This is a genomic window from Arthrobacter sp. HY1533 (assembly GCF_027568515.1).
Classification (GTDB): domain Bacteria; phylum Actinomycetota; class Actinomycetes; order Actinomycetales; family Micrococcaceae; genus Specibacter.
Map to the genome: position 1 here is coordinate 1 of NZ_JANKZF010000021.1, position 22,335 is coordinate 22,335.

The 22,335-nt window shown below is 68.1% G+C and carries 19 protein-coding genes; 8 read left to right on the plus strand and 11 right to left on the minus strand.

Going from position 1 to position 22,335, the window contains the following annotated elements; translation table 11 throughout:
* Positions 1 to 46 precede the first annotated feature (46 nt).
* Both PCK14_RS15160 and gcvP read right to left on the minus strand, forming a co-directional pair.
* Positions 47 to 3,442: a pyruvate carboxylase gene (locus PCK14_RS15160; RefSeq protein ID WP_269939348.1), complete on the minus strand. Its 3,396-nt coding sequence runs from the start codon at positions 3,440 to 3,442 to the stop codon at positions 47 to 49.
* A 257-nt stretch (positions 3,443 to 3,699) separates the two neighbouring features.
* Positions 3,700 to 6,546, minus strand: coding sequence for an aminomethyl-transferring glycine dehydrogenase (gcvP, locus tag PCK14_RS15165; RefSeq protein ID WP_269939349.1), 2,847 nt, complete (start codon positions 6,544 to 6,546; stop codon positions 3,700 to 3,702).
* A gap of 153 nt (positions 6,547 to 6,699) precedes the next feature.
* Between gcvP and PCK14_RS15170 the strand changes: the two genes are divergently transcribed.
* Entirely contained in the window at positions 6,700 to 7,536 is an 837-nt protein-coding gene (locus tag PCK14_RS15170; RefSeq protein ID WP_269939350.1) for a ParA family protein, read from the plus strand.
* 62 nt (positions 7,537 to 7,598) lie between these two features.
* Here the strand turns inward: PCK14_RS15170 and PCK14_RS15175 are convergent, their stop codons facing one another.
* The 5 genes from PCK14_RS15175 to gcvH all read right to left on the minus strand — a co-directional run bounded on the left by PCK14_RS15175 (position 7,599) and on the right by gcvH (position 10,716).
* A complete protein-coding gene (locus PCK14_RS15175) occupies positions 7,599 to 8,192 on the minus strand; it encodes a MerR family transcriptional regulator (RefSeq protein ID WP_442864742.1) in 594 nt (197 codons plus the stop codon).
* Positions 8,193 to 8,452: 260 nt separating this feature from the next.
* Complete coding sequence (locus tag PCK14_RS15180) at positions 8,453 to 8,944, minus strand: bifunctional nuclease family protein (protein ID WP_269939351.1); 492 nt, start codon at positions 8,942 to 8,944, stop codon at positions 8,453 to 8,455.
* On the minus strand, positions 8,941 to 9,654 hold the full coding sequence (gene ftsR, locus PCK14_RS15185; protein ID WP_269939415.1) for a transcriptional regulator FtsR: 714 nt from the start codon (positions 9,652 to 9,654) through the stop codon (positions 8,941 to 8,943). Before ftsR ends, PCK14_RS15180 begins: the two co-directional genes overlap by 4 nt.
* Before the next feature lie 48 nt (positions 9,655 to 9,702).
* Positions 9,703 to 10,185, minus strand: a complete 483-nt coding sequence (locus PCK14_RS15190) for an FHA domain-containing protein (RefSeq protein WP_269939352.1) — start codon at positions 10,183 to 10,185, stop codon at positions 9,703 to 9,705.
* Positions 10,186 to 10,329: 144 nt separating this feature from the next.
* The gene (gene gcvH / locus PCK14_RS15195) at positions 10,330 to 10,716 is read right to left on the minus strand and encodes a glycine cleavage system protein GcvH (RefSeq protein ID WP_269939353.1); all 387 of its coding nucleotides are present in this window, start codon (positions 10,714 to 10,716) and stop codon (positions 10,330 to 10,332) included.
* A 214-nt stretch (positions 10,717 to 10,930) separates the two neighbouring features.
* Here gcvH and PCK14_RS15200 point away from each other — a divergent pair, with 214 nt between their 5' ends.
* The 5 genes from PCK14_RS15200 to PCK14_RS15220 all read left to right on the plus strand — a co-directional run bounded on the left by PCK14_RS15200 (position 10,931) and on the right by PCK14_RS15220 (position 13,659).
* Positions 10,931 to 11,647 (plus strand): hypothetical protein, encoded by a 717-nt coding sequence (locus PCK14_RS15200; RefSeq protein ID WP_269939354.1) that lies wholly within the window; start codon positions 10,931 to 10,933, stop codon positions 11,645 to 11,647.
* Positions 11,647 to 12,183 carry a universal stress protein gene (locus PCK14_RS15205; RefSeq protein WP_269939355.1) on the plus strand — a complete coding sequence of 179 codons (537 nt, stop codon included), beginning with the start codon at positions 11,647 to 11,649 and terminating at the stop codon, positions 12,181 to 12,183. Before PCK14_RS15200 ends, PCK14_RS15205 begins: the two co-directional genes overlap by 1 nt.
* A complete protein-coding gene (locus PCK14_RS15210; protein ID WP_269939356.1) occupies positions 12,180 to 12,581 on the plus strand; it encodes a fluoride efflux transporter FluC in 402 nt (133 codons plus the stop codon). Before PCK14_RS15205 ends, PCK14_RS15210 begins: the two co-directional genes overlap by 4 nt.
* Complete coding sequence (gene crcB, locus PCK14_RS15215) at positions 12,578 to 12,973, plus strand: fluoride efflux transporter CrcB (protein WP_269939357.1); 396 nt, start codon at positions 12,578 to 12,580, stop codon at positions 12,971 to 12,973. Before PCK14_RS15210 ends, crcB begins: the two co-directional genes overlap by 4 nt.
* Positions 12,974 to 13,062: 89 nt before the next feature.
* On the plus strand, positions 13,063 to 13,659 hold the full coding sequence (locus tag PCK14_RS15220) for a dihydrofolate reductase family protein (protein WP_269939358.1): 597 nt from the start codon (positions 13,063 to 13,065) through the stop codon (positions 13,657 to 13,659).
* Positions 13,660 to 13,689: 30 nt separating this feature from the next.
* Here the strand turns inward: PCK14_RS15220 and PCK14_RS15225 are convergent, their stop codons facing one another.
* Both PCK14_RS15225 and PCK14_RS15230 read right to left on the minus strand, forming a co-directional pair.
* On the minus strand, positions 13,690 to 16,221 hold the full coding sequence (locus PCK14_RS15225; RefSeq protein ID WP_269939359.1) for a helix-turn-helix transcriptional regulator: 2,532 nt from the start codon (positions 16,219 to 16,221) through the stop codon (positions 13,690 to 13,692).
* A gap of 324 nt (positions 16,222 to 16,545) precedes the next feature.
* Positions 16,546 to 17,379, minus strand: a complete 834-nt coding sequence (locus tag PCK14_RS15230; protein WP_269939360.1) for an SMP-30/gluconolactonase/LRE family protein — start codon at positions 17,377 to 17,379, stop codon at positions 16,546 to 16,548.
* A gap of 157 nt (positions 17,380 to 17,536) precedes the next feature.
* Here PCK14_RS15230 and PCK14_RS15235 point away from each other — a divergent pair, with 157 nt between their 5' ends.
* Positions 17,537 to 19,333 (plus strand): acyl-CoA dehydrogenase, encoded by a 1,797-nt coding sequence (locus tag PCK14_RS15235; protein ID WP_269939361.1) that lies wholly within the window; start codon positions 17,537 to 17,539, stop codon positions 19,331 to 19,333.
* On the opposite strand, the gene PCK14_RS15240 is transcribed toward PCK14_RS15235, so the two are convergent.
* Both PCK14_RS15240 and PCK14_RS15245 read right to left on the minus strand, forming a co-directional pair.
* Complete coding sequence (locus tag PCK14_RS15240; protein WP_269939362.1) at positions 19,330 to 19,986, minus strand: GyrI-like domain-containing protein; 657 nt, start codon at positions 19,984 to 19,986, stop codon at positions 19,330 to 19,332. The two genes, PCK14_RS15235 and PCK14_RS15240, sit on opposite strands and share 4 nt — an antisense overlap.
* 6 nt (positions 19,987 to 19,992) lie before the next feature.
* Positions 19,993 to 20,811 carry an SDR family NAD(P)-dependent oxidoreductase gene (locus PCK14_RS15245; protein WP_269939363.1) on the minus strand — a complete coding sequence of 273 codons (819 nt, stop codon included), beginning with the start codon at positions 20,809 to 20,811 and terminating at the stop codon, positions 19,993 to 19,995.
* A 373-nt stretch (positions 20,812 to 21,184) separates the two neighbouring features.
* Here PCK14_RS15245 and PCK14_RS15250 point away from each other — a divergent pair, with 373 nt between their 5' ends.
* Entirely contained in the window at positions 21,185 to 22,291 is a 1,107-nt protein-coding gene (locus PCK14_RS15250) for an enolase C-terminal domain-like protein (protein ID WP_269939364.1), read from the plus strand.
* Positions 22,292 to 22,335 lie beyond the last annotated feature (44 nt).

The window sequence follows — 22,335 nt, forward strand, 5'->3', positions numbered from 1 at the left end:
ATTCTCCCCCGGGGGGTCGAGCCCGTCGAGGCCCCTTTTTGCGTTGCTAGGCGATGACCACCAGCAGGTCCCCGCCCTGCACCTGGGCAACCCCGGACACGGCCAGGCGTGCCACGGTGCCACCCACCGGTGAGGTGATTGAGGCTTCCATCTTCATGGCCTCAATGGTCGCGATGGTGCCGCCGGCCTCCACCACGTCGCCCACGGCTACCTTGACCGAGACGGCGCCGGCGAACGGTGCAGCGACCTGTCCGGGCACGGCTTCGTCGGCCTTCTCGGCAACCTTGACGGTGCTTTCAATGCTGCGGTCTCGCACGGTGACGGGGCGGCTCTGGCCATTGAGCTTGGCCACCACTGTGCGCATGCCCTTCTCGTCAGGCTCCGAAACGGTCTCCAGCTCGGCGATCAGGCGCACGCCCTTGCCCAGGGGCATGACGTGCTCCACGCCGCGGCGCAGGCCGTGCAGGTAGTCGCGGGTGTCCAGCACGGACACGTCGCCGTACGTGGCACGGACGGCGTCGAAGTCCTTCGTGGGGCCGGCGAACAGCAGGCGGTTCAGGGCGGCACGGCGGGTGGCGCTGTCACCAGCCAACTGGGCGCTGTCATCGGCCGTGAGGGTGCCCATGCGTTCCACAATGGCGCGCCCCTGAAGGGCCTTGGTACGGAACGGTTCGGGCCAGCCGCCCGGAGGTGTGCCCAGCTCGCCGCCCAGGAAGCCCACCACGGAATCCGGGATGTCGTAATTTTGCGGGTTGGCCTCGAAGTCGGCAGGGTCGGCCTTGATGCCCACCAGGTGCAGGGCCAAATCGCCCACCACCTTGGACGACGGCGTGACCTTGACCAGGTGCCCCAGGATGCGGTCCGCCGCAGTGTACATGTCCTCGATTTCCTCGAAGCGCTCCCCCAGGCCCAGCGCAATGGCCTGCTGGCGCAGGTTGGAGAGCTGGCCGCCGGGGATTTCGTGCTGGTAGACGCGGCCCGTGGGCGAGGCCAAGCCGGACTCGAACGGGGCGTACAGGCGGCGCACGGCCTCCCAGTACGGCTCAAGCGAGCTGATGGCGGCCAGGTCGATCCCGGTGTCGCGTTCGGTGTGCGCCAGGGCAGCCACGAGTGAGGAGGCGGACGGCTGGCTTGTGGTGCCGGACAGCGACGCGGAGGCGACGTCAACGGCGTCGACCCCTGCATTGATGGCGGCCATGAGCGTGGCCAGCTGCCCGCCCGCGGTGTCGTGGGTGTGCAGGTGCACGGGCAGCTCGAAGCGTTCACGCAGGGCCGTGACCAGCTTGGCCGCGGCGGCCGGTCGCAGCACGCCGGCCATGTCCTTGATGGCCAGGATGTGGGCCCCGGCATCGACGATGCGCTGGGCCAGTTCCAGGTAGTAGTCAAGGGTGTAGATGTCCTCGGCCGGATCCAGCAGGTCGCCCGTGTAGCACAGGGCCACCTCGGCCACGGCGGTTCCCGTGGCGCGCACGGCCTTGATGGCCGGCTCCATCTGGTCCACGTCGTTGAGGGCGTCGAAGATGCGGAAAATGTCAATGCCGCTGGCGGCGGCTTCCTGCACAAACGCGTCGGTGACCTCGGCCGGGTACGGCGTGTAGCCCACCGTGTTGCGTCCGCGCAGCAGCATCTGCAGGCAGACGTTCGGCAGGGCCTCGCGCAGCTGCGACAGGCGCTGCCACGGGTCCTCCCCGAGGAAGCGCAGTGCGACGTCGTAGGTGGCGCCGCCCCAGGCCTCGACCGAGAGCAGCTGCGGGGTCAGCACGGACACGGCGGGGCCGGCGGCCAGCAGGTCGCGGGTGCGCACGCGGGTGGCGAGCAGCGACTGGTGGGCGTCGCGGAACGTGGTGTCCGTGACGGCCACGGCGGTCTGCGCACGCAGGGCGGCGGCGAAGCCCTCCGGGCCCAGCTCGGCCAGCAGCTGGCGCGATCCTGCGGGGGCCGTGGCCAGGTCCACCGCGGGCAGCTTGCGCGCCGGGTCTTCCAGTGCGGCAAGCTCGCCGTACGGCTTGTTCACCGTGACATCGGCCAGCCAGGTCAGCAGCTTGGTGCCGCGGTCCGAGGAAACGTGGGAGGTGAGCAGTTCGGGGCGCTCGTCAATGAAGGAGGTGGCCACGTCGCCGGCGTTGAACGCGGGGTCGGCCAGCACGGCCTGCAGGAACGGAATGTTGGTGGAGACGCCGCGGATGCGGAACTCCGCCAGGGCGCGGCGGGCACGGGACACGGCGCTGGAGTAGTCGCGGCCGCGGCAGGTCAGCTTGACCAGCATGGAGTCGAAGTGCGGGCTGATCTCGGCGCCCGCGTAGATGGTGCCGCCGTCGAGCCGCACACCCGCACCGCCGGCCGAGCGGTACGTGGTGATTTTTCCAACGTCGGGGCGGAAGCCGTTGGCGGGGTCCTCAGTGGTGATGCGGCACTGCAGTGCGGCGCCCTTGACGTGGACGGTGTCCTGGCTCAGGCCGAGGTCGGCGAGTGTTTCGCCGGCGGCGATGCGCAGCTGGGCCTGGACAAGGTCGACGTCGGTGATTTCCTCGGTGACGGTGTGCTCGACCTGGATGCGCGGGTTCATTTCAATGAAGACGTGCTGCCCGGCCCGCTCACCGACCGTGTCGACGAGGAACTCGACAGTTCCGGCGTTGACGTAGCCCATGGCCTTGGCGAACTTCACGGCGTCGGCGTGCAGGGCCTTGCGGATGTTTTCATCCAGGTTCGGGGCCGGGGCAATCTCCACAACCTTCTGGTGGCGGCGCTGCAGGGAGCAGTCGCGCTCGAAGAGGTGGATGACGTTGCCTTCGCCGTCGGCAAGGATCTGCACCTCGATGTGGCGCGGGCGCAGCACTGCCTGCTCCAGGAACATGGTGGGATCGCCAAAGGCGGCGTCGGCCTCGCGCATGGCGGCCTTGAGGGCATCCTCAAGGTCCTCGGCCTTTTCCACGCGGCGCATGCCGCGCCCGCCGCCGCCGGCGACTGCCTTGGCGAAGATGGGGTAGCCAATCTCCGCGGCGGCGCCGATCAGGTAGTCAAGGTCGGCACTGGGCTCGCTGGACTGCAGCACGGGAATGCCAGCATTGCGGGCGGCCTCGAGGGCGCGGACCTTGTTGCCGGTCAGTTCCAGCACCTCGGCGGGCGGGCCCACAAAGGTGATCCCGGCGTCGCGCGCCGCGGCCGCCAGCTCCGGGTTTTCCGAGAGGAATCCGTAGCCTGGGTAGATCGCGTCGGCACCGGCCTCCTTGGCCACCCGGATCACCTCGGCCACGTCCAGGTAGGCGCGGACGGGGTGCCCCTCCTCGCCGATCAGGTACGCCTCGTCGGCCTTCTGCCGGTGGATGGAGGTGCGGTCCTCATACGGGAACACAGCAACGGTCTTGGCGCCGAGCTCGTAGCTGGCACGGAAGGCCCGGATGGCGATTTCGCCGCGGTTGGCAACCAGAATCTTGGAAAACATTTCACTCCTGTGTGAATGATGGCGCAGCGGGGACCGCCTGGCCACTCTGGGTCAGATCGTGTAAAGCCATGCTGTGCATCCCCCGGAATCCGGGGCCTGCGCAAAGTCTTGCCAGTTTGGCGCCACTGGCCACCATGCGGCAAGTACTGTGGCGCACTTCACTTTCTGCCGCGTAACAAAGCAACGGGCACAAGTAAACTGCGGGCGCCCGTCCCGCGAGCCCTGAAAGGGTCCGCAGGACAGGCGCCCGGGGTGTGTCAGAAGACCTCTGCCAGTTCCTCAATGGACGGGCAGGAGCAGACCAGGTTGCGGTCGCCGTAGGCCTGGTCGATGCGGCGCACCACGGGCCAGTACTTGGCACGCGGGTCCACGCCTGCCGGGAACACGGCCTCTTCACGGGTGTAGGGGTGCTCCCACTCCCCCGTGATGGACTGGGCCGTGTGCGGTGCGTTGGCCAGGGGGTTGTCGTCTGCCGGCCACAGCCCGTCCTGCACGGCCGCGATTTCCTTGCGGATGGAGATCATGGCGTTGATGAACCGGTCGATCTCCGCCAGGTCCTCGGACTCCGTGGGCTCCACCATGAGGGTGCCGGCCACGGGGAAGGACATGGTGGGTGCGTGGAAGCCGTAGTCGATGAGGCGCTTGGCCACATCGTCAACGCTGACGCCGGAGTCCGCCGAGATCCCGCGGAGGTCCAGGATGCATTCGTGCGCCACGAGGTCGTTGGCGCCGGTGTACAGCACGGGGTAGTGCTCGCTGAGGCGGCGCGCAATGTAGTTCGCGGACAGGATCGCTGTCTGGGTGGCCAGGCGCAGGCCGTCCGGGCCCATCATGCGGATGTAGGCCCAGGAGATGGGCAGGATCGACGCCGAGCCGTACGGTGCGCTGGAAACCAAGCCAACGGAGGTGTCGGCACCGAGCTCGCGGGCCGGCAGGTGCTTGGCCAGGTGTGCGCCCACGGCAACCGGGCCCACGCCGGGTCCGCCGCCGCCGTGCGGGATGCAGAACGTCTTGTGCAGGTTCAGGTGCGAGACGTCGGAACCGAACTTGCCCGGCTGGGCCAGGCCCACCAGGGCGTTGAGGTTGGCGCCGTCGACGTAAACCTGCCCGCCGGCGTCGTGGATCATGGCGCAGATGTTGCTGATCTCGGTCTCGAACACGCCGTGCGTGGACGGGTAGGTCACCATGATGGCGGCCAGGTTTTCCTCGTGCACGGAGATCTGGCGCTTGAGGTCGTCAATGTCCACGTTGCCGAAGCCGTCGGTGGCCACGGGGACTACCTTCATGCCGGCCATGACGGCGGAGGCGGCGTTGGTGCCGTGCGCCGAGGTGGGGATGAGCACGATGTCGCGGTGCGGGTTGCCGTTTTCCACGTGGAAGGCGCGGATGGCCATGAGGCCGGCGAATTCGCCCTGCGAGCCGGCGTTGGGCTGCACGGAGACGGCGTCGTAGCCGGTGATTTCCGCCAGCCAGGCCTCCAGCTGCGTTGCCATCTCCACAATGCCCACGGTGTCCGAGGCAGGGGCGAACGGGTGCAGGTTGGAGAACTCGGGCCACGTCACGGCCGCCATTTCGGCCGTCGCGTTCAGCTTCATGGTGCAGGAGCCCAGCGGGATCATGCCACGGTCCAGCGCGTAGTCGGCGTCGGAGAGCTTGCGCAGGTAGCGCAACATCTGCGTCTCGGAGTTGTGCGCGTGGAACACGGGGTTTGTCATGTAGTCCGTGGCACGTGCCGGTGCCGGAAGCACGACGGCGTCCGCGGACTGGGCAACTGCCGGAGCCTGGGTGCCGAACAGGGTGGCCAGCGCGGCAACGTCGGCTTCCGTGGTGGTCTCGTCCACGGCGACCTGCAGGTGGTCGTGGTCAACCTGGCGCAGCAGGTAGCCGGCGCGGTGGGCGGCGGCAACCAGTTCGGCCGAGGCGTGGCCGCTCTGCGAGGTGACCTTGATTTTCACGGTGTCGAAGAAGTTGGCGTGGACCACTGTGTGGCCGGCGGCCGTTGCGGCGTCGGCCACGGCCAGCGCCAGGGCGTGGACGCGGGTGGCGATCCGATTCAGGCCCTCGGGGCCGTGGTAGACGGCGTACATGCCGGCCATGACGGCCAGCAGCACCTGGGCGGTGCAGATGTTGGAGGTGGCCTTCTCGCGGCGGATGTGCTGCTCGCGGGTCTGCAGGGCCAGGCGGTAGGCCTGGTTGCCGGCGGCGTCCTTGGACACGCCCACCAGGCGGCCGGGCAGTGAACGCTCCAGGCCCTGGCGCACGGCCATGTAGCCGGCGTGCGGGCCGCCGAAGCCCATGGGCACGCCAAAGCGCTGCGAGGAGCCCACGGCCAGGTCGGCGCCAAGCGTGCCGGGAGATTCCAGCAGGGTCAGGGCTAGCAGGTCCGCGGCAACGGCAACAACTGCCTTCTGTGCGTGGGCTGCGGCGATGATCGGGGCGATCTCACGGACCAGGCCGGAATCGCCGGGGTACTGCAGCAGCACGCCGAAGAACGGAACGTCCGGCAGTGCGGCGTCGAAGTCGTGGACCAGAACGGGGATGCCCATGGCCTTGGCGCGGGTGTTGACCACGGCAAGGGTCTGCGGGAAGACGTCGGCGTCGACCAGCAGGACGGCGTCGGCCGGTGCGGTGCGGTTGCTGCGGCGCATCAGGGCCACGGCCTCGGCGGCGGCGGTTCCCTCATCCAGCATGGAGGCGTTGGCGGTGACCATGCCCGTGAGATCGGACACCACTGTCTGGAAGTTCAGCAGGGCTTCGAGGCGGCCCTGGGAGATCTCGGGCTGGTAAGGCGTGTAGGCCGTGTACCAGGCCGGGCTTTCCAGGACGTTGCGCTGGATCACGCCGGGGGTGTGGGTGCCGTAGTAGCCCTGGCCAATGAAGGACTTGTTGACGGTGTTCTTGCCGGCAAGGGCCTTCAATTCGGCCAGCATGGCCTCCTCGGACACGCCCGGGGCAAGCTTCATCGGCTCGGTGGTGTAGATGGATTTCGGCAGCGCGGCCGTTGAAAGCTCTTCCAAAGAACCAAATCCAAGGGTGCTCAACATATGATGAACGTGGGGCTGCGTGGCAACCCCGATGTGTCGATCACTAAAAAGGGCCGACACAAGGCTGTTTGTGTTCTGGCGCCCGGGCAAATTATCAGGGGTGTTTGTCAATGGGATCTCCAAGTCGCGAACGTTCCACAGCTATTGTATGTGTCAGAGCTAATAGCAGCCGCACATGATTGGGTACGCAAGGCAAAGGGTTATGGTTCATCCGTGCAAGTAGTGAGCATCAGCAGCCTCAAGGGCGGCGTCGGCAAGACTTCTGTCACCCTGGGGCTGGCATCGGCGGCATTGGCAGCCGGCATCCCAACCCTCGTGATCGACCTCGACCCGCACGCCGACGCCACCACAGGCCTGGGCGTTGCGGCACGGGGCCACCTGGACATTGGCCAGCTCATCAAGAATTCCCGCAAGGCCGACCTTGCCGCGAACGTTGTGCCCAGCGGTTGGCTTGCCGCGCACAAGCACGACGGCGGGCCCCTCCCCACGCTCGACGTCGCCATGGGCTCGGCCTACAGCGGCATCTACGACCGCCCCGATTTGGGCAAGCGCGACCTCAAGCGGCTTGCCACGGTGCTGGCCAATGCGGACCGCGACGGCGGCGCCCCCTACCAGCTGGTGCTGATCGACTGCCCGCCGTCCCTGAACGGCCTGACCCGCATGGCCTGGACGGCAAGCTCGCGCGTGCTGCTCGTGGCCGAGCCCGGGTTGTTCTCCGTGGCCGGGACGCAGCGCACGCTGCGCGCCATTGAATTGTTCCGCACCGAATTTGCCCCGGCCCTGGTGCCGGCCGGCATCGTGGCCAACCGGGTGCGCACCGGCTCCAACGAGCACGCGTACCGCCTGGGCGAAATGAAGACCATGTTTGGTGAGCTGCTGCTCTCCCCCACCATCCCCGAGCAGGCCAACTGGCAGCAGATCCAGGGTGCCGCGCACCCCGTGCACCAGTGGCCCGGAGATTCGGCGAAGAACGCCTCGGCGCTGTTTGACCGGCTTCTGGACTCGGTGCTGAACCAGAGCGCCACGCGCAGCCGCCTCTACCGCGGCTAGCCAAAAAGGAAAGGCCCGTCACCACCAGCTTCGCAGCTGTGGTGACGGGCCATTTCTTTTGGCTAGGAGATCTTGCGGGCCTCGCGGCGGCGGCTGAGCTCGTCGTCGGGGTAGGCCTCAACGGCTGCGTGCTCGCTCGGGAGGGCGGCCAGGCTGCCCTCAACCTCACGCCACACACGGCCCACGGCAATGCCGAACACGCCCTGGCCGCCCTGGACCAGGTCAATGACCTCGTCGGCGGAGGTGCATTCGTAGACGGAGGCGCCGTCGCTCATCAAGGTGATCTGGGCCAGGTCCTCCACGCCGCGCTCACGCAGGTGTTCTACGGCCGTGCGGATCTGCTGCAGGGAAACCCCTGTGTCGAGCAGCCGCTTGACCACCTTCAGGACCAGGATGTCGCGGAAGCCGTAGAGGCGCTGCGAACCGGAGCCGGCGGCGCCGCGCACGGCGGGCTCCACCAGGCCGGTGCGTGCCCAGTAGTCCAGCTGGCGGTAGGTGATGCCGGCGGCCTTGCAGGCCGTGGGCCCGCGGTAGCCGGCGTGCTCGTCCAGGACGGGAAGGTCTTCGGTGAACAGCAGGCCCTGGGCGCCTGCGCCAAGGGCGGAGCTGGGCACAACGGCGGGCGCCAATTCGCCGGCGTCACTGTTGGCACTCACGTGGATCCTCCTGTTCAGCGTCCCCTGATGGAAGTCATGCGCACACTCGGTGGACACGCACGGCTGCGGGACGAGCTGTTGGGGCTCTTCCTCAAGTGTGCCTGTGCCCGCCGAAGCTTGCAATGGGGAACTCAATACTTTGACGTTAGAGCCGCACGGGACCAAGGTCAAAGACGTGGGGGCAACTATTTGGGCGTGTCGAAAGTTTCACCCTCAGCTTTAAGGTTAGAGATCGCAGAAAATCCCCGGAATGGCGCGGACTATTTGTCAAAGTCCTCGGGTTCGACGTCGTTGAGGAATTCGCGGAATTGACGAACCTCACGTTCCTTGGCCTCGTCGTCCTCGGGGGCATCGGCGTCTCCGCCAATGACCACACCAGCTTCCTCCACCATGGCCTCGGAGGCCCAGATGGGGCATTCAGCCCGTTGCGCGATGGCGATGGCGTCGGAGGCGCGGGAGCTGACGGTGGTGCCGTTGTCAAAGACCAGCTCGGCGTAGAACACGCCCTCCTCGACCTTGGTCAGGTTGACCCGGAGAATGTTGTGGCCCAGGGCCCGCACCACGCCGCAGAGCAGGTCGTGGGTCAGCGGGCGGGGCGGCACCACGCCCTGTTCGGCGAGGGCAATGGCCGTGGCCTCGGCCGCGCCGATCCAGATGGGGATGTGCCGTTCGCCGTGGAGTTCACGCAGCAGCACCAGCGGCTGGTTCGAGGGCATTTCGATGCGGACACCGACGATGCCGACCTCAATCATGGCGTTTCCATGTGCGAGATCCGGGCCTGGACCAGGGCGCTGTGCAGGTTCAGGCACTGCCCGGCGATTTCCCGGGCCGCTTCGGCAGCCCGCATGGCCGAGGTGCCGTCCCGGCGTGAGGAGAGCGGGCCCACGGCGCGTTCCACGAGACCGAACTCCCGCTCCGCCGCAGCCTGGAAGGGGCGCAGGTGGCGCGGCTCCAGGCCGTGGGCGGCCAGGGCGGTGCAGGCCTGGGCCACCTTGAGCGCGTGGTCGTCGAAGGCGCCGTCACGCATTTCCACGAGTCCGTAGCTGAGCAGGCTCTCGTACAGTTCGGGGCCGGCGCCTGACTCGGCGCACAGCTGTTCGGCGGTGAGTCTGCGCGAGCGGCTGAGCACCTCATCGGGGACCATGCGCGGGGCGATGGAGACGCCCGGGGGCAGGTTGTCGGGGGTGCGTCCGTCGTCAATCGCGTCCAGGTATTCGCGGATGACCTTCAGCGGCAGGTAGTGGTCGCGCTGCAGGGCCAGCACAAACCGCAGGCGCTCGACGTCGTGCTCCCGGAACTGGCGGTAGCCCGCCGGGGTCCGCTGCGGGGTGATCAGGCCCTTTTCCTCGTAAAAGCGGATCTTGGAGGCAGTCACCGACGGGAAATCCGCGCACAGCTGTGCCAGGACCTCGCCAATGTTCAGGACTGCGGCGGCGCCGGAACGCCGGCCGGCGGACTGCACGTCCACCAGCCGGCGTCCCGCACCGGAATTCACACTCGCCACGGCGCCCTAGGAATCCGCGGGAGCGCTGTTGGGGCTGAAGTAGTAGGTGAGCCGGAACTTGCCAATTTGCACTTCATTGCCGTTGCGCAGCCGCACGGCATCCACCCTGTCGCCGTTGACGTAGGTGCCGTTGAGGCTGCCTGCGTCAATGACTTCGAATCCACCGTCGTACTTCATGAAGTTCACGTGCCGGCGGGAAACCGTCACGTCGTCCAGGAAGATGTCCGCGTCCGGGTGCCGCCCTGCCGTGGTGACCTGGCTGTCCAGCAGGAAGCGTGCACCCTCGTTCGGACCCATGTGGGCGATGAGCAGCGCGGAACCGGCGGGAAGCGAGTTCACAGCGGTTTGCTCGTCGGGGGCCAGAACCGGGATGGATGTCGGTCCGGACTGGACGGGAGGGAGCTGGATCGAGGTGGTATCCGTTGCACCTGGCTGATCCTGGGAGCCCGCCTGACCATGCACCCCGGCGCCGTTACCCGTGTCAACCATTGGTACTCCTCCTTGCAGAAAAATGCTGGCCTGGATCCCTGTTGGGTCCAGGTGTTAACAACGTACGGGCCGTTGCTGGGAAAGGACTGGTGGACGGGCCGGCGCAGTCGCGCATCCGGCCGTCCCACGGAACTTTCTTAGCGTCTAGCCTACCTTTTCCTGGTAGTCGGCCGCGCTGAGCAGGGTGCCGTAGCTGGCGGCGTCGGCGAGTGTGATTTCCACGAGCCAGCCGTCACCGTACGGATCCGAGTTGATGAGGGCGGGGTCGGCGTCGAGTGCCTCGTTGCGTGCCGTGACGGTGCCGGTGAGCGGGGCGTAGATGTCGCTGACGCTCTTGGTGGATTCCACCTCTCCCACAACGGTGTCGGCGGTGACCTCGGTGCCGGGCTCGGGCATCTGCACGTAGACAACATCACCCAGGGCATCCTGGGCAAAATCGGTGATGCCGATGCGCACCACGCCTTCGGCGGTGGGGGCCACGACCCATTCGTGCTCTGCTGTGTAGGACAGGTCTGCGGGGATGTTGCTCATTGGTGCGCACCTTTCATGGTTCTTCGCTGCCGTGCGGGGAAAACTGAAGTCTAGGGCAAAACATACAGTAAATCACGGTCGGCGGCGGATACTTTTCCGCCGGTCCACAACCAGTCTTTAGGGTGTGGGCCGTCTTGACAAGTCGAAGGCGCCACAACCCGGTTTTTAGAGAAATGGCACGCCGCCGCGGGTGCGGTTCTGACATGATTCAACCATGACTGATTCCACGCCCGTCACTCCCCCGCCCGGGGCGCCCGCGCCCGCCACCAAGGAAAAAATGCCCGTGTGGGCATTTCGCACCATCCTGGGTGCCGTGGCCGCCGTCGTCCTGGTGCTTGGCTACCTCATTGGCTCGGTGACGGTGCCGCTCATGTGGGCCACCTCCATCCGCGACCAGATCGGCGGGCAGCTGGGCAACAGCATCCCGCTGGGCATGTTCTACGGCTTTGTGTTCTCGTTCGTGCCTGTCCTGCTGGCGTGGCAGGTCCGCCGGCGCAACCTCAACAAGTGGGTGCGCATTGCCCTTGCCGCCGCTGCCGTGTTGCTGACCATCCCCAACCTGCTGACGCTGGGCGTTCTCTACGGCGGCACCCAGACCGCCGCCGACGCCCGCTCCATCTGGGCCAACAGCGCCAACTGGTTTGGCACCTGGAGCCAGATCTTCATGCTGGTGGGCGTGGTGTGCGCCGTGGCAATCATTGTGCTGGGCCGCGTGTGGCTGCGCCGGGGCCGGAAGATCCGTGAGATCAAGGCCGCCGAGAAGCTCGTGCGCGAAAACCAGCAGGCCAAGGACAAGGAAGCCAAGGCCGCAGCCCGCGCCGCGGAGAAGGAAGCCCGCGCGGCCGGCAGGAGGCAGCCGGCAACGGATGCTCCGGCCCCTGACACGGACCCGCAGGACACCGGCACCGGTTCCGGCACACCCCAGGCCTAGTGGACGCCACGGAGCCCTGCGTCCTGGCCGGGGTGCACCCGGGCCAGTCCCCCGTCGTGGTGCTGGAGGCCGTCCGGATGGCCGCCGCGCTGGGCCTGCCACTGGTGTGCGCCTACGCCGACCCCGCCAGGTTCACCCTGGCGCAGTCCCCCGACGGCTCCGTCACCTCCGCCCCCGTTGACCCGGACATTCCGGACGACGCCGGCACCTCCTTTCCCGGGCACCTCGCCACCGAGCTGGCACAGTTGGTCGGCCACTCCCTGCCGCAACGTGTGGACGGCGGGCCCGGCTGGCGGACAGTGCTGCTGGCCGGCGATCCGGCCGACGCCCTGGCCCGGTGCGCCGAAGCGGTTGACGCCGCCATGATCGTGGTGGGCACCCACGGCTCCAGCCAGGCGCCCCTGCGTGAGATTCTGGGCCGCTCGGTGGCGGCCCGGCTGGCCCGCAGGCAGCTGCGGCCGGTCCACGTTGTCCCGACCCACCACGGCCACACGGCCCAGCCCAGCCCGGCGGGCAGCGGCCCGGAGCGGCCGTGAGCACCGCCTTCCTGCGTTCGCTTGGGCTGGTGGCCGCCGGCGGCGCCGCCGGGGCCGCCGCCAGGGAGGGGCTGGTCCTGGCCATCCCGGACGCGGGAGCACTGCCGTGGGCCATCATTGCCGCCAACCTCTCCGGGGCCTTTGCACTCGGCTGGCTGTACGCGGCCCTGGCCCGGACCCAGGCACCGTCTGCCCGCCGGCTCCGGCTGTTGCTGGGCACGGGCTTCTGCGGCGGCTTCACCACCTACAGCACCCTCGCGGTGGGAGTGGTGTTGCTGGCCGGATCCTCAGGTCCGGGCTGGGCCGCGGCCTACGGGCTGGGCACGGTTGCCGCCGGCGCCCTGGCCACCTGGGCCGGGCTGGCACTGGGCACGGGCACGGCGGGCCGGAAGCCGTGACGCCGCTGCTCTTCGCGGCCGTGGCCGCCGCCGGCGGTGCCGGCGCGTGCGCCCGCTTCGCGCTCGATTCCGCCATCAGCGCCCGTGTCCGCACTGCCTTCCCCTGGGCCACGTTCACCATCAATTTCTCGGGCTCGCTGGCACTGGGGCTGCTGACCGCCCTGTCGGCCGGACGGCTGCTGGACCCCGCCTGGGCCCTGGTGCTGGGCACAGGTTTCCTGGGCGGATACACCACCTTCAGCACCGCCAGCTACGAAACCGTGCGGCTGCTGGGCGAAAAACGCTACGCCGCCTCGCTGGCCAACGCCGCTGGGGTCCTTGCCGCCTGCACGGGGGCCGCGGCCCTGGGCTGGTGGCTGGGGTCGCTGGCCACCGGCCTGCCTGCTTCCTGAGCAGCAGGCTACGGATGAGAGGTGGACAATGATCGCGGACGGCTATCGTTGATAAACTTCCCGTGTCGTGACACTGAAGGGAAGCAACCATGAAACTCACTGTCAGCCTGCAGCTCACCCTCGACGGCGTCGCCCAGACAAACGGCGGCAACAACGAGGAGATGGACCCCGGTTTCACCCGCGGCGGCTGGGCGCTCCCGCACAACGACAACGATGCCGTGCAGTACATCCTGGAGACCTGGCAGCGTCCGGACGCGTTCCTGCTCGGCCGGAAGACGTACAGCCTGTTTGAGACATATTGGGGTGCCCGCAGCGACGACGGCAGCTTCGGCGAGGCGATCAGCTCGAAGCCGAAGTACCTCGTTTCCACCACCGTGAGCAACCCTGCGTGGCAGCAGACCACAGTCATCTCCGGAGATGTCGCGGATCATGTACGCAAGCTCAAGGCGCAGCCCGGCGGCGAGCTGCTGGTGGTTGGCAGCGCGGCGCTGGCGCGGTGGCTGCTGGAGCATGAGTTGGTCGACGAGCTGAACCTGCTCCAGTTTCCTGTCATCGTCGGCGAGGGCAAACGCCTGTTCCCTGAGCAGGGTACCGACTTCGCCCTCGAATTGACCGACTCCCGCGTGTTCGGCACGGGCATCGTTGCCCTCAGCTACAGGATGGGCGGCCGCCCCGAGTACGCCTGAGGCAAAACACGGCGTCGCGTGGCCAAAACGCTACCCGGCCAGGGCCGCAGCCAGCTCAGCACGGCTGGCAACACCGAGCCGGGCAAGGATGTTGCCCACGTGCGTGTCCACGGTGCGCACCGACAAGTGCAGCTTTTGGGCAACAGCCTTGTTGGACATGCCCGCGGCCACGAGGGCGGCAATTTCGTGTTGCCGCCTGGTGAGTTCGGCCCGGGCGGCCGGGGCCGGGAACCACAGCCCCAGCGCGTTCAGTCCGGCCACCGCCGCGCCGACCATGCCCGGCTCGGCCTCGATGAGGGCCCTGGCGTGGGACAGCAGGGCGTGCGGCAGCGGGCCCTCGACCCGGGCCGCGGCCGCCTCAACCCCCGGCAGCAGGGCAGCCCTCCGCGCGGCGGGGGCCTGCGCCAGCTGCAGGTGCGTTCCCAGCAGCACGCCGAGGGCGAGGCCGCCGGCATCGGACCAGTTGATGTAGTCGGCCACGAGCACCTCCAGCCCGGGCGTGCCCAGCGCACTCTCGGCCAGCAGCACCCGGTACCGGCTGTCGCATTCAATGTTGCGGTCGGAGTAGGGCGCGTTGTTGCGGTATTCCCGGCAAGCCTGCTGGGTGTTGCGGCGCTCGCCCAGCATGGCGTAGGCCTGGGCAAGCCCCGCCCAGGCTGTCGCCTCAAGGCCCGAGGGCGCACCCTGGCCCATGCGTGAGAGCCCGCCGCGCAGGTGCGCCACGGCATGGTCCCAGGCACCCAGCAGCACGGCGCTGTAGCCCTCGCCGGTCTGGATGAGTGCCGCGTGGTGGCGTTGGTGTGCATCCTCGGGCAGCTCCGGGAAGGTCAGCGCCGCGGCCAGATTGCCGGACCACACGGCGGCCCAGTACCGGGCACCGATGATCGCGGCCCGCACCAGCGGGAAATCGGCGTGCGCGGGACCCACGAGCTGCAGCTGAAGATCGGCAAGTTCAAAGGCCGCCACGGGCTTTCCCGACTGGCCCAGGGCGAAGATGTACGACGGCGCAAGGGTCATGTTGGCGGGGATGTCGGCTGCCGCCAGCTGGGGTGCCCAGCCGGCCAGCACCTCCGCAAAGCGGCCACCATGACCCAGCCGGGCAAGATGCTCCACGGACAGTTCGGTTGCTGCCACACCGGCGGGGTCCAGCTGCTTGGCCGCGGCGGCCAGCAGCTCAAGGGCGCCCTCGAGGTCCCGCCGGTGGAACTGGCGCAGGTCGGCACGGATGCGTGCCACCTGCACCAGGACGCCCTCGGGCAAGGGCTCCGTGCCGGCCTCGAGCAGGTCCAGGTCGGCCGCGGCGCTTTCACCCCAGCCGGCGTCGCGGTTGGCCCGCGCGCGCTGCAGCAGGGCTTGCGTGCGCTCCGCGGCGGAAATGCGCGGCTGTGCCAGGGCGGCCGTGGCCATGGCTGCGGCCCGTTCCGGCTGCGACATGGACTCCACCGCGGCCGACGCGGCCAGGAGCACGGGCACCCCCGGGCTGGCTCCGCATTCCATGGCCCATTCCACCCAGCGTGCCAGTTCCTGGTGGTTGTGGGGGCCGGGCTCGGGTGCGGGCAGGAGGTCAAAGAGCGCCCTGCGGCGGCGGGGGTACAGGAGCCCGCGGAGTGTCTCGGCGTACAGGGGGTGGCCGATGCGCACGATTTCCGGGCCCTGCGCGGCGGATATGGTGACGAGGCCGCGCTCCACGAGGTGCTTCAGGTCCGCGTCCGTGGCCGCCGGCCCCAGTGCGTGCAGCGGCACGGCCTCGGCCAGGGCCACAAGGTCCACCACGTCGCGGGCGGGTCCAGTCAGCGCCGTGACGTCTGCGGCCAGCAGGTCGGCCAGGCGCCGGTTGCTCCGCAAGGGGGCGGTCCAAGTCCAGGCGTGCCCGGAATGGACCACGTCCCCGGCCTCCACAATGGAAAACAGCAGCTCACGGACATGCAGCGGGTTGCCCCCCGTGGCGTGCCACAGCCGGTAAGCCATCTCGTTGGATGACGGGCCGGGCAGCACCTTGCCAAGGATCAGCCGGACGGCGTCGTAGGCAAGCGGCGTGAGGTCGGTGCGGTCCAGGTGCCCGCTGCGCCACAGGGCGTCCAGCGCCCGCGGCAGGCCGGGGTTCTCCCGCGCTGAGCCGACCAGCCGGGCCGCCCCGCCCGCTACGAGGCTCGCCAGCACGCCGGCGCTGACGTCGTCGAGCAGGTGCAGGTCGTCGCAGCCAAGCAGCGGCACGGCACCGGGCACCATGGCACCGATGATGGCGGCTGCGTGCGCGGCGAGCATTTCCGGCGGCGCGGACGATGGCACCGGAATGCCCAGCCATTGCTCGATGTAGACCGCACCCGTGCCGTGTTCCTGGGGAGCAGGCAAGCGCACGACGGCGTAGCCCTCGGCTTCCAGCCCGGCAAGGGCCCTGGCAGCCACCGTGGACTTGCCCAGTCCCGGGGAGCCCATGATGGCTGTCCCGCCGCTTCCGCCGGCCAAGCGGGAGGACAGGAGGGCAATTTCAGCCTCGCGCCCCACGATGGGCCAGTGCAGCCTGGGCGGCAGCGCTTGCAGCAGCGCGTCATGTGAGGCCAAAGGGCTTCCCCCGCGTGTTGTGGGCCACGGCCGTGCCGCCCGGGCCGCCGCGGACCCGGGGGCAGGCCCCGAATATGTTTACAACATAACCATACTTTGCCATGCGTGCCCCGGATTGCTCCGGGGCCTGCCCATATCGTGGCTACATTTGTACAAATTGAGGGAAATGTCGCGCAGCTTAAACAAGTCAGCCCGTGCGAGCATCGGCGAGATACTCGTACGGGCCTAACCGCAGCTAACTCTGAGAAGAGCGCATTGGCTAGAAAGAACATTACCTGCCTCCGGGGCGAAGGCGCGCATCCACAGACGGCATTGAGCCGGAAGTCACAGCTGCGCGGCACCGCCACCGAGGCCGATGAGCACCGCCCGCCCCGAAGCCGACGCCGCGGGGTCCAGTGCGCCGGGCCAGTCGGCGACCATGACGAGCAGCGTGTCCGCCTCCTCCCCGCCCACGGCACAGGAGAACGCCCCCTGGCCAATGTCCACCCGCCGGAGCACGTCCCCGCCCTGGGCCACCAGCACACAGCTCGCATTGGGCACATCTGCATACCAGATGCCACCGTCACCCAGGCAGATGCCGTCGGGTGCGCTGCCGGGCACCGCGGCCCAGACCCGGCGACCGGCCAGGGACCCGTCGGGCAGGATGTCGAAGGCGGTGAGGCAGCCGGCGTTCGATTCGGCAACGACCAGCGTGCGGCCGCCGTCGGCAATGGCCATGCCATTGGGGAAGGCGAGGTCCCGCGCCACAACCCGGGCACCGCCGTCGGGCGTCACGAGGGCAATGAGCCCGTGCGCCGACGCCGGTCCGGGGTAGTTGTAGCCGATGCAGTTCACATAGGCGTTGCCGCCATGCGTGGCGACCTCATTCCAGGGGGTGCCGGACAGCCCGTCCAGGGCGGCAAACTTGGCCAGCGTGCCCGCGGGCGTCAGCGCCAGCAGCTCGCCGTCGGCCCCGGAAACCACCAGGAGCTCGCCGTCGGGCAGCCAGTCAAAAGTGATGGGGAAGGACGGGACAGGAAAGCGCTGGTGCTCGGTGCCGTCCGGGTCCACCACGTGGATGAGCAGTGCCTTCCAGTCCGCAAACCAAAACCGTCCCCCGTGCCAGCGCGCCGACTCCCCCATGCCGATCCCTGTGGCAATGACGTGCTGGTTTTCCATGGCATTCCTCCCGGCGGGGTTGGATGGGGAACTGGGCCAGTTTAGGCTCCGTGGCGCGGTGGTGGAAAGGGCTGTTTTTGGGGGTGACCCACGCAACATTACTGACAAGTAACAAAATGCCTCCCCAAACGCGATCGGCCGGGGTACGCTGGCGTCCATGAGCCAATACCAACCTCCAATTGCAGACATAGCCTTCGCCCTTGAGCATGTTGTGGGATACCCGGACATAGCCGCATTGCCGGGCTTCGAGCACGCAGACCTCGACACCGCCGTCGAGCTTCTGGAGCAGTGCGGGGAGTTCATGGCCGAGGCCGTGGCACCGCTCAACCGGCAGGGCGACGTGCAGGGCTCCCGGCTCCTGGCGGACGGTTCGGTGGTGACCCCCGACGGCTTCAAGGAGGCGTATGCGCAATACGCCGACGCCGGATGGGGCTCGGTGCCGCTGCCGGAGGAGTTCGGCGGCGGCGGCTTCCCTCGGACCATTGGCGTGGCCATCCAGGAACTCATGACCAGCGCCAACATGGCGTTCTCCCTGTGCCCTCTGCTCACCCAGGGCGCCATTGAGGCCCTGCTGCACTACGGCAGCGACGAGCTCAAGGCGCGCTACCTGCCCAAGATGGTCAGCGGCGAGTGGACCGGCACCATGAACCTGACCGAGCCGCAGGCCGGCTCCGACGTGGGTGCCCTGACCACCCGTGCCGTGCCGAACGCCGACGGCAGCTACGCCATCACGGGCCAAAAGATCTTCATCACCTACGGCGACCATGACATGGCCGGGCAGATTGTCCACCTGGTCCTGGCCCGCACGCCGGGGGCGCCCGAGGGCACCCGCGGCATTTCCTGCTTCATTGTGCCCAAGTTCGCCGTCAACGACGATGGATCGCTGGGCGCGCGGAACGCCGTGGAGACGGTGTCGCTGGAACACAAGATGGGCATCCACGCCTCCCCCACCTGCGTGCTGCAGTACGAGAACGCCACCGGCTACCTCATTGGCGAGGAAAACAAGGGCATGCGGATCATGTTCGTCATGATGAACAGCGCCCGGCTCGGCGTCGGCGTGCAGGGCCTTTCCCTGGCGGAGCGCGCATACCAGCAGTCGCTGGAGTACGCGCAGCAGCGGGTGCAGGGCCAGGCCATCGGTGCCACGGGCGGCGGCTCCGCCATCATTGAATTCCCCGACGTGCGCCGGATGCTCCTGACGCAGCGGGCCGGCATTGCCGCACTGCGCTATCTCATGCTCCTTGATGCAAAGTATGTGGACCTGTCCATGAAGGCCCCCGACGCCGCCGGGCGGGCCCGGGCCGAGGAGATTGTTGGCCTGCTGACGCCCATCTGCAAGTCCTTCGGCACGGACATGGGCAACGAGCTCACGTCCCTGGCGCTGCAGGTCCACGGCGGCATGGGCTTCATCGAGGAGACCGGCGCCGCCCAGCACGTGCGCGACGTGCGGATCGCCGCCATCTACGAGGGGACCAACGGCATCCAGGCCGCGGACCTTGTGGGCCGCAAGCTCGGCGTCCGCGGCGGCGCCTCAGTGCTGGAGTTCCTGGCCACCATGCGGGAGATTGACACGGAGCTGGCGGCGGCCGGCAGCGGCTTCGAAGGCATCCGCGAGGAGCTGGGGCGCCAGTTCACTGCCCTGGAGCAGGCCACGCACTGGATGCTGAAGACGGGGCTGGCCGACCCCAATGCCGTCTTGTCCGGATCGACGCCGTACCTGCGCATGTGGGGGCTGTGCACGAGCGCCTGGATGCTGGCCCGTGCCGCAGTCGCGGCCGCGGGGACGGGGGACGCCGAGCTGGCCCGCGAGCAGCTGGTCCTGGCCCGCTTTTACGCCGGCCAGGTCCTGCCGCAGTGCGCCGGCCTGCTGGGCGCCGCCACGGCCGGTTCCGGTGACCTGTTCGCGCTCGACGCCGCCGGGCTCGCCGGCACGGCCCGCAAGGTGCGCCGCTAGCCTGCTGCCGCCTGGCCGTGGCCCGCGGGCGGTTCCCCGCCTCGGGCCACGGGCTGGCGCAGGATGGTCTTGAGTTTTTCGGGGGCGGCCTTGCGCGGGTCGCCCAGATAGATTTCATGGTGCCTGCCGTTGAAGTGCAGGCCGTGCTCCGGCATGAATTCGTGGTGGAGGCGTTCCAGGACGGGGCCCTCGGCATCATAGGGACCAATGTGCATGATCTGCACGCACAGGCCCTCATCGAGCTCCGCAACGCGCAGGCGGGGCAACCCCGGCAGCTCCTTCTTGCCGGCCACCAGCCGGACCATGGGCGCCACGAGGTCCGCCGGGGCCCAACCAGGCAGTGCGATCATCATGGTCCAATCCCAGCTTGCCTTGTCGCGTGCGGTGAAGGCCGCCATGTCCCGCGCCCACCACAGGCCCTCCAGGGGTGCCACGACACAGTCCTGCCCCAGTTCCTTTTTGCCGTGGAACTTCAGCGCGTACGCAACGGAGTACAGGGCCTCGAGCGCCTCGGTGTAGGCGGGCGCGGTGTTGGGGTCGCCATGGCCGTCGATGGCAAGGTATGCCAGCGGCGGGACCTGGACGATTGAGAAGCTTCGCGCACTGGGGGCGTACAACTCCCTGTGTGCCCTCTTGATGTCATACTTTTCCACGCGCCGCTAGTCCTTTTCCGGAAGGGCGGCGGGGATGCGGGCGAGCATGCCGCCGTCGGCCCTGATCTCGGCGCCGGTGACAAAGCTGGCCTCGCTGCTGGCCAGGAAGCAGGCCACCTTGCCCACTTCCAGGGGCTGCCCCACCCGGCCCAGCGCATGGGCCGTGCCCCAGTTGGCGATGGTCCGCTCAATGCCCTCGGGAGAGCCGTCTGACCAGTCGGCGGCCGCCTGCCGCAGCATGGGCGTGTCAATGGAGCCCGGGAGCAGGGAGTTGACCCGGACGCCATGGCGGGCCTCGTCGACGGCGAGTGCGCGGGCCATGGCGTTAAGTGCACCCTTGGTCATGGCGTAGCCAACCACATTGTTTTGCGCCGCGACACCCTGCACGGATGAGATGAGGGTGATGGTGCCTTGCGTGCGGCGGATTTCCGCGATGGCCGCGTGGACTGCCAGGAAGACGCCGCGGACATTGACGGCGTAGACGCGGTCAAAGTCCTCCGGCGTGGTGGTCTCCGCGTCCCCGTATGTTTGGATGCCCGCCGAGGTGACCAGGTGGTCGATGCGGCCAAACTCGGACAGGGCCAGTGCAACTGTGCGCCGGTGCACATCCTCGCTTGCGACGTCTCCCCAGATTCCCACGGCCCTGCCGCCGGCCCCGAGGACCTGGGCCACCGCGGATTCCACCGGCGCCTGCGTCAGTCCGTGGACCACGACGGCGGCACCCTCGGCTGCGAAGGCCTCGACGGCACCGCGCCCGATCCCCGTTGACCCGCCAGTGACGATGACGACCTTGCCTTCATGCCGAAGCACACCCATGTTCCCCATGCCTCTCGTTCTTGTTCCAATCCCGGTCCGGACCGTGTCCGGCCCGGGCGGTCGCTTGAAGGCTAGTGCATGGTTGCCGCCGGCACCAAGGGGTCAGCTGGGCCGCCGGCACAAAGTGGCGCCGTTACAGGATGAACACCATTTTCTTCCCGGAAGCAACAATATTTCCAATATAACTCATATCTATTGTCCTTTTGGCTTAGCTTAGTTCGACTCTATTGCTTCCAAATGCCCATCATTGCCACAATGAATCAGATCCATTGGAGTCCTGCGAACGGCGGCCAATGTGAGCCGCCCGGGCCATGGCCAGGGGTGGCGCAGCGAACGAATAGGCCCCGTTTGAGGGCACAACTTCCAGGGGAGGGCCCATTCGATGAAAATCACCCACGTGCGCGTTGTGCCTGTCAAGGTGCCCGCAGCCGAACCTGCCTTCAAATGGCGCGATGGCCTACCGGGAAGTTCGGGCCCCTATGAGGGCGCCGTCCTGCGCATCTCCACCGATGTTGGGGCAGAAGGCGTTGCCGTCTTTGCCCGTCCGGGCGCCGCAACCATGTTGCAGGACCTGGTGGACAGGCTCCTGCGCGCGGAACTCGTTGGCCAGGACCCGTTGCGCCGCGAATACCTGTGGCACCGCCTCTGGGAACTGGACCGCATCGACGAAATCCCGCTTCCAGCCCTTGGCCTGGTGGACACCGCCCTTTGGGACCTGGCCGCCCGGCTGCAAGGCCTACCCCTGTGGGAAGTTTTGGGCGGCTTCCGTGACAAGATCCCGGCCTACGCATCAACATCCACCTTCGCCAACATCCCGGAATTTCTCGACGTCGCCACACAATGCCTCGAGCTCGGATACCAGGGCATCAAACTCCACGCCTGGGGCGACGCCCGCCGCGACGCCAAGCTATCCCAGGCCCTGCGCGAGCACGTAGGCGGGGACGTCCCCCTGATGTACGACGGATCCGCCGGCTTTGACCTGCCCGACGCCACCTACCTGGGCCATGCCCTCGCCGACGCCGGCTACCTCTGGTACGAGGAACCCATGCGCGAATTCAGCATCACCGCCTACCGGCGCCTGGCCGAAACCGTGCGCGTGCCGCTCCTGGTGGCCGAGACCTCCGATGGCGCCCACATGAACTCCGCCGACTTCATCGCTGCCGGCGCCGCCACCTTCGGCGTAAGGATCAGCACGAATCTGCGCGGTGGCGTCACGGGTGCCATGCGCACGGCGCACCTCGCAGACTCCTTCCGCCTCCGCGCAGAACCCCACGGTTCCGACCTGCCAACACACCACCTGTGCATGGCCGTCCCCAACGCCACCTACTTCGAGTCCCTCGTCACCAGCACCGCCGTGGTGCGCGACCCGCACATCGACGCCAACGGCATGCTGCACGCACCCACCTCACCCGGCATCTCCTTGCCGGCGTTCATCGACTATCCCGCCGAGCTTTCTGAGTTCGTCGAAGAATTGCCTGTCTTCCCCTGATAGGCATGTTCCCCACCCAACAGAGAACAAAAGGAATGACAATG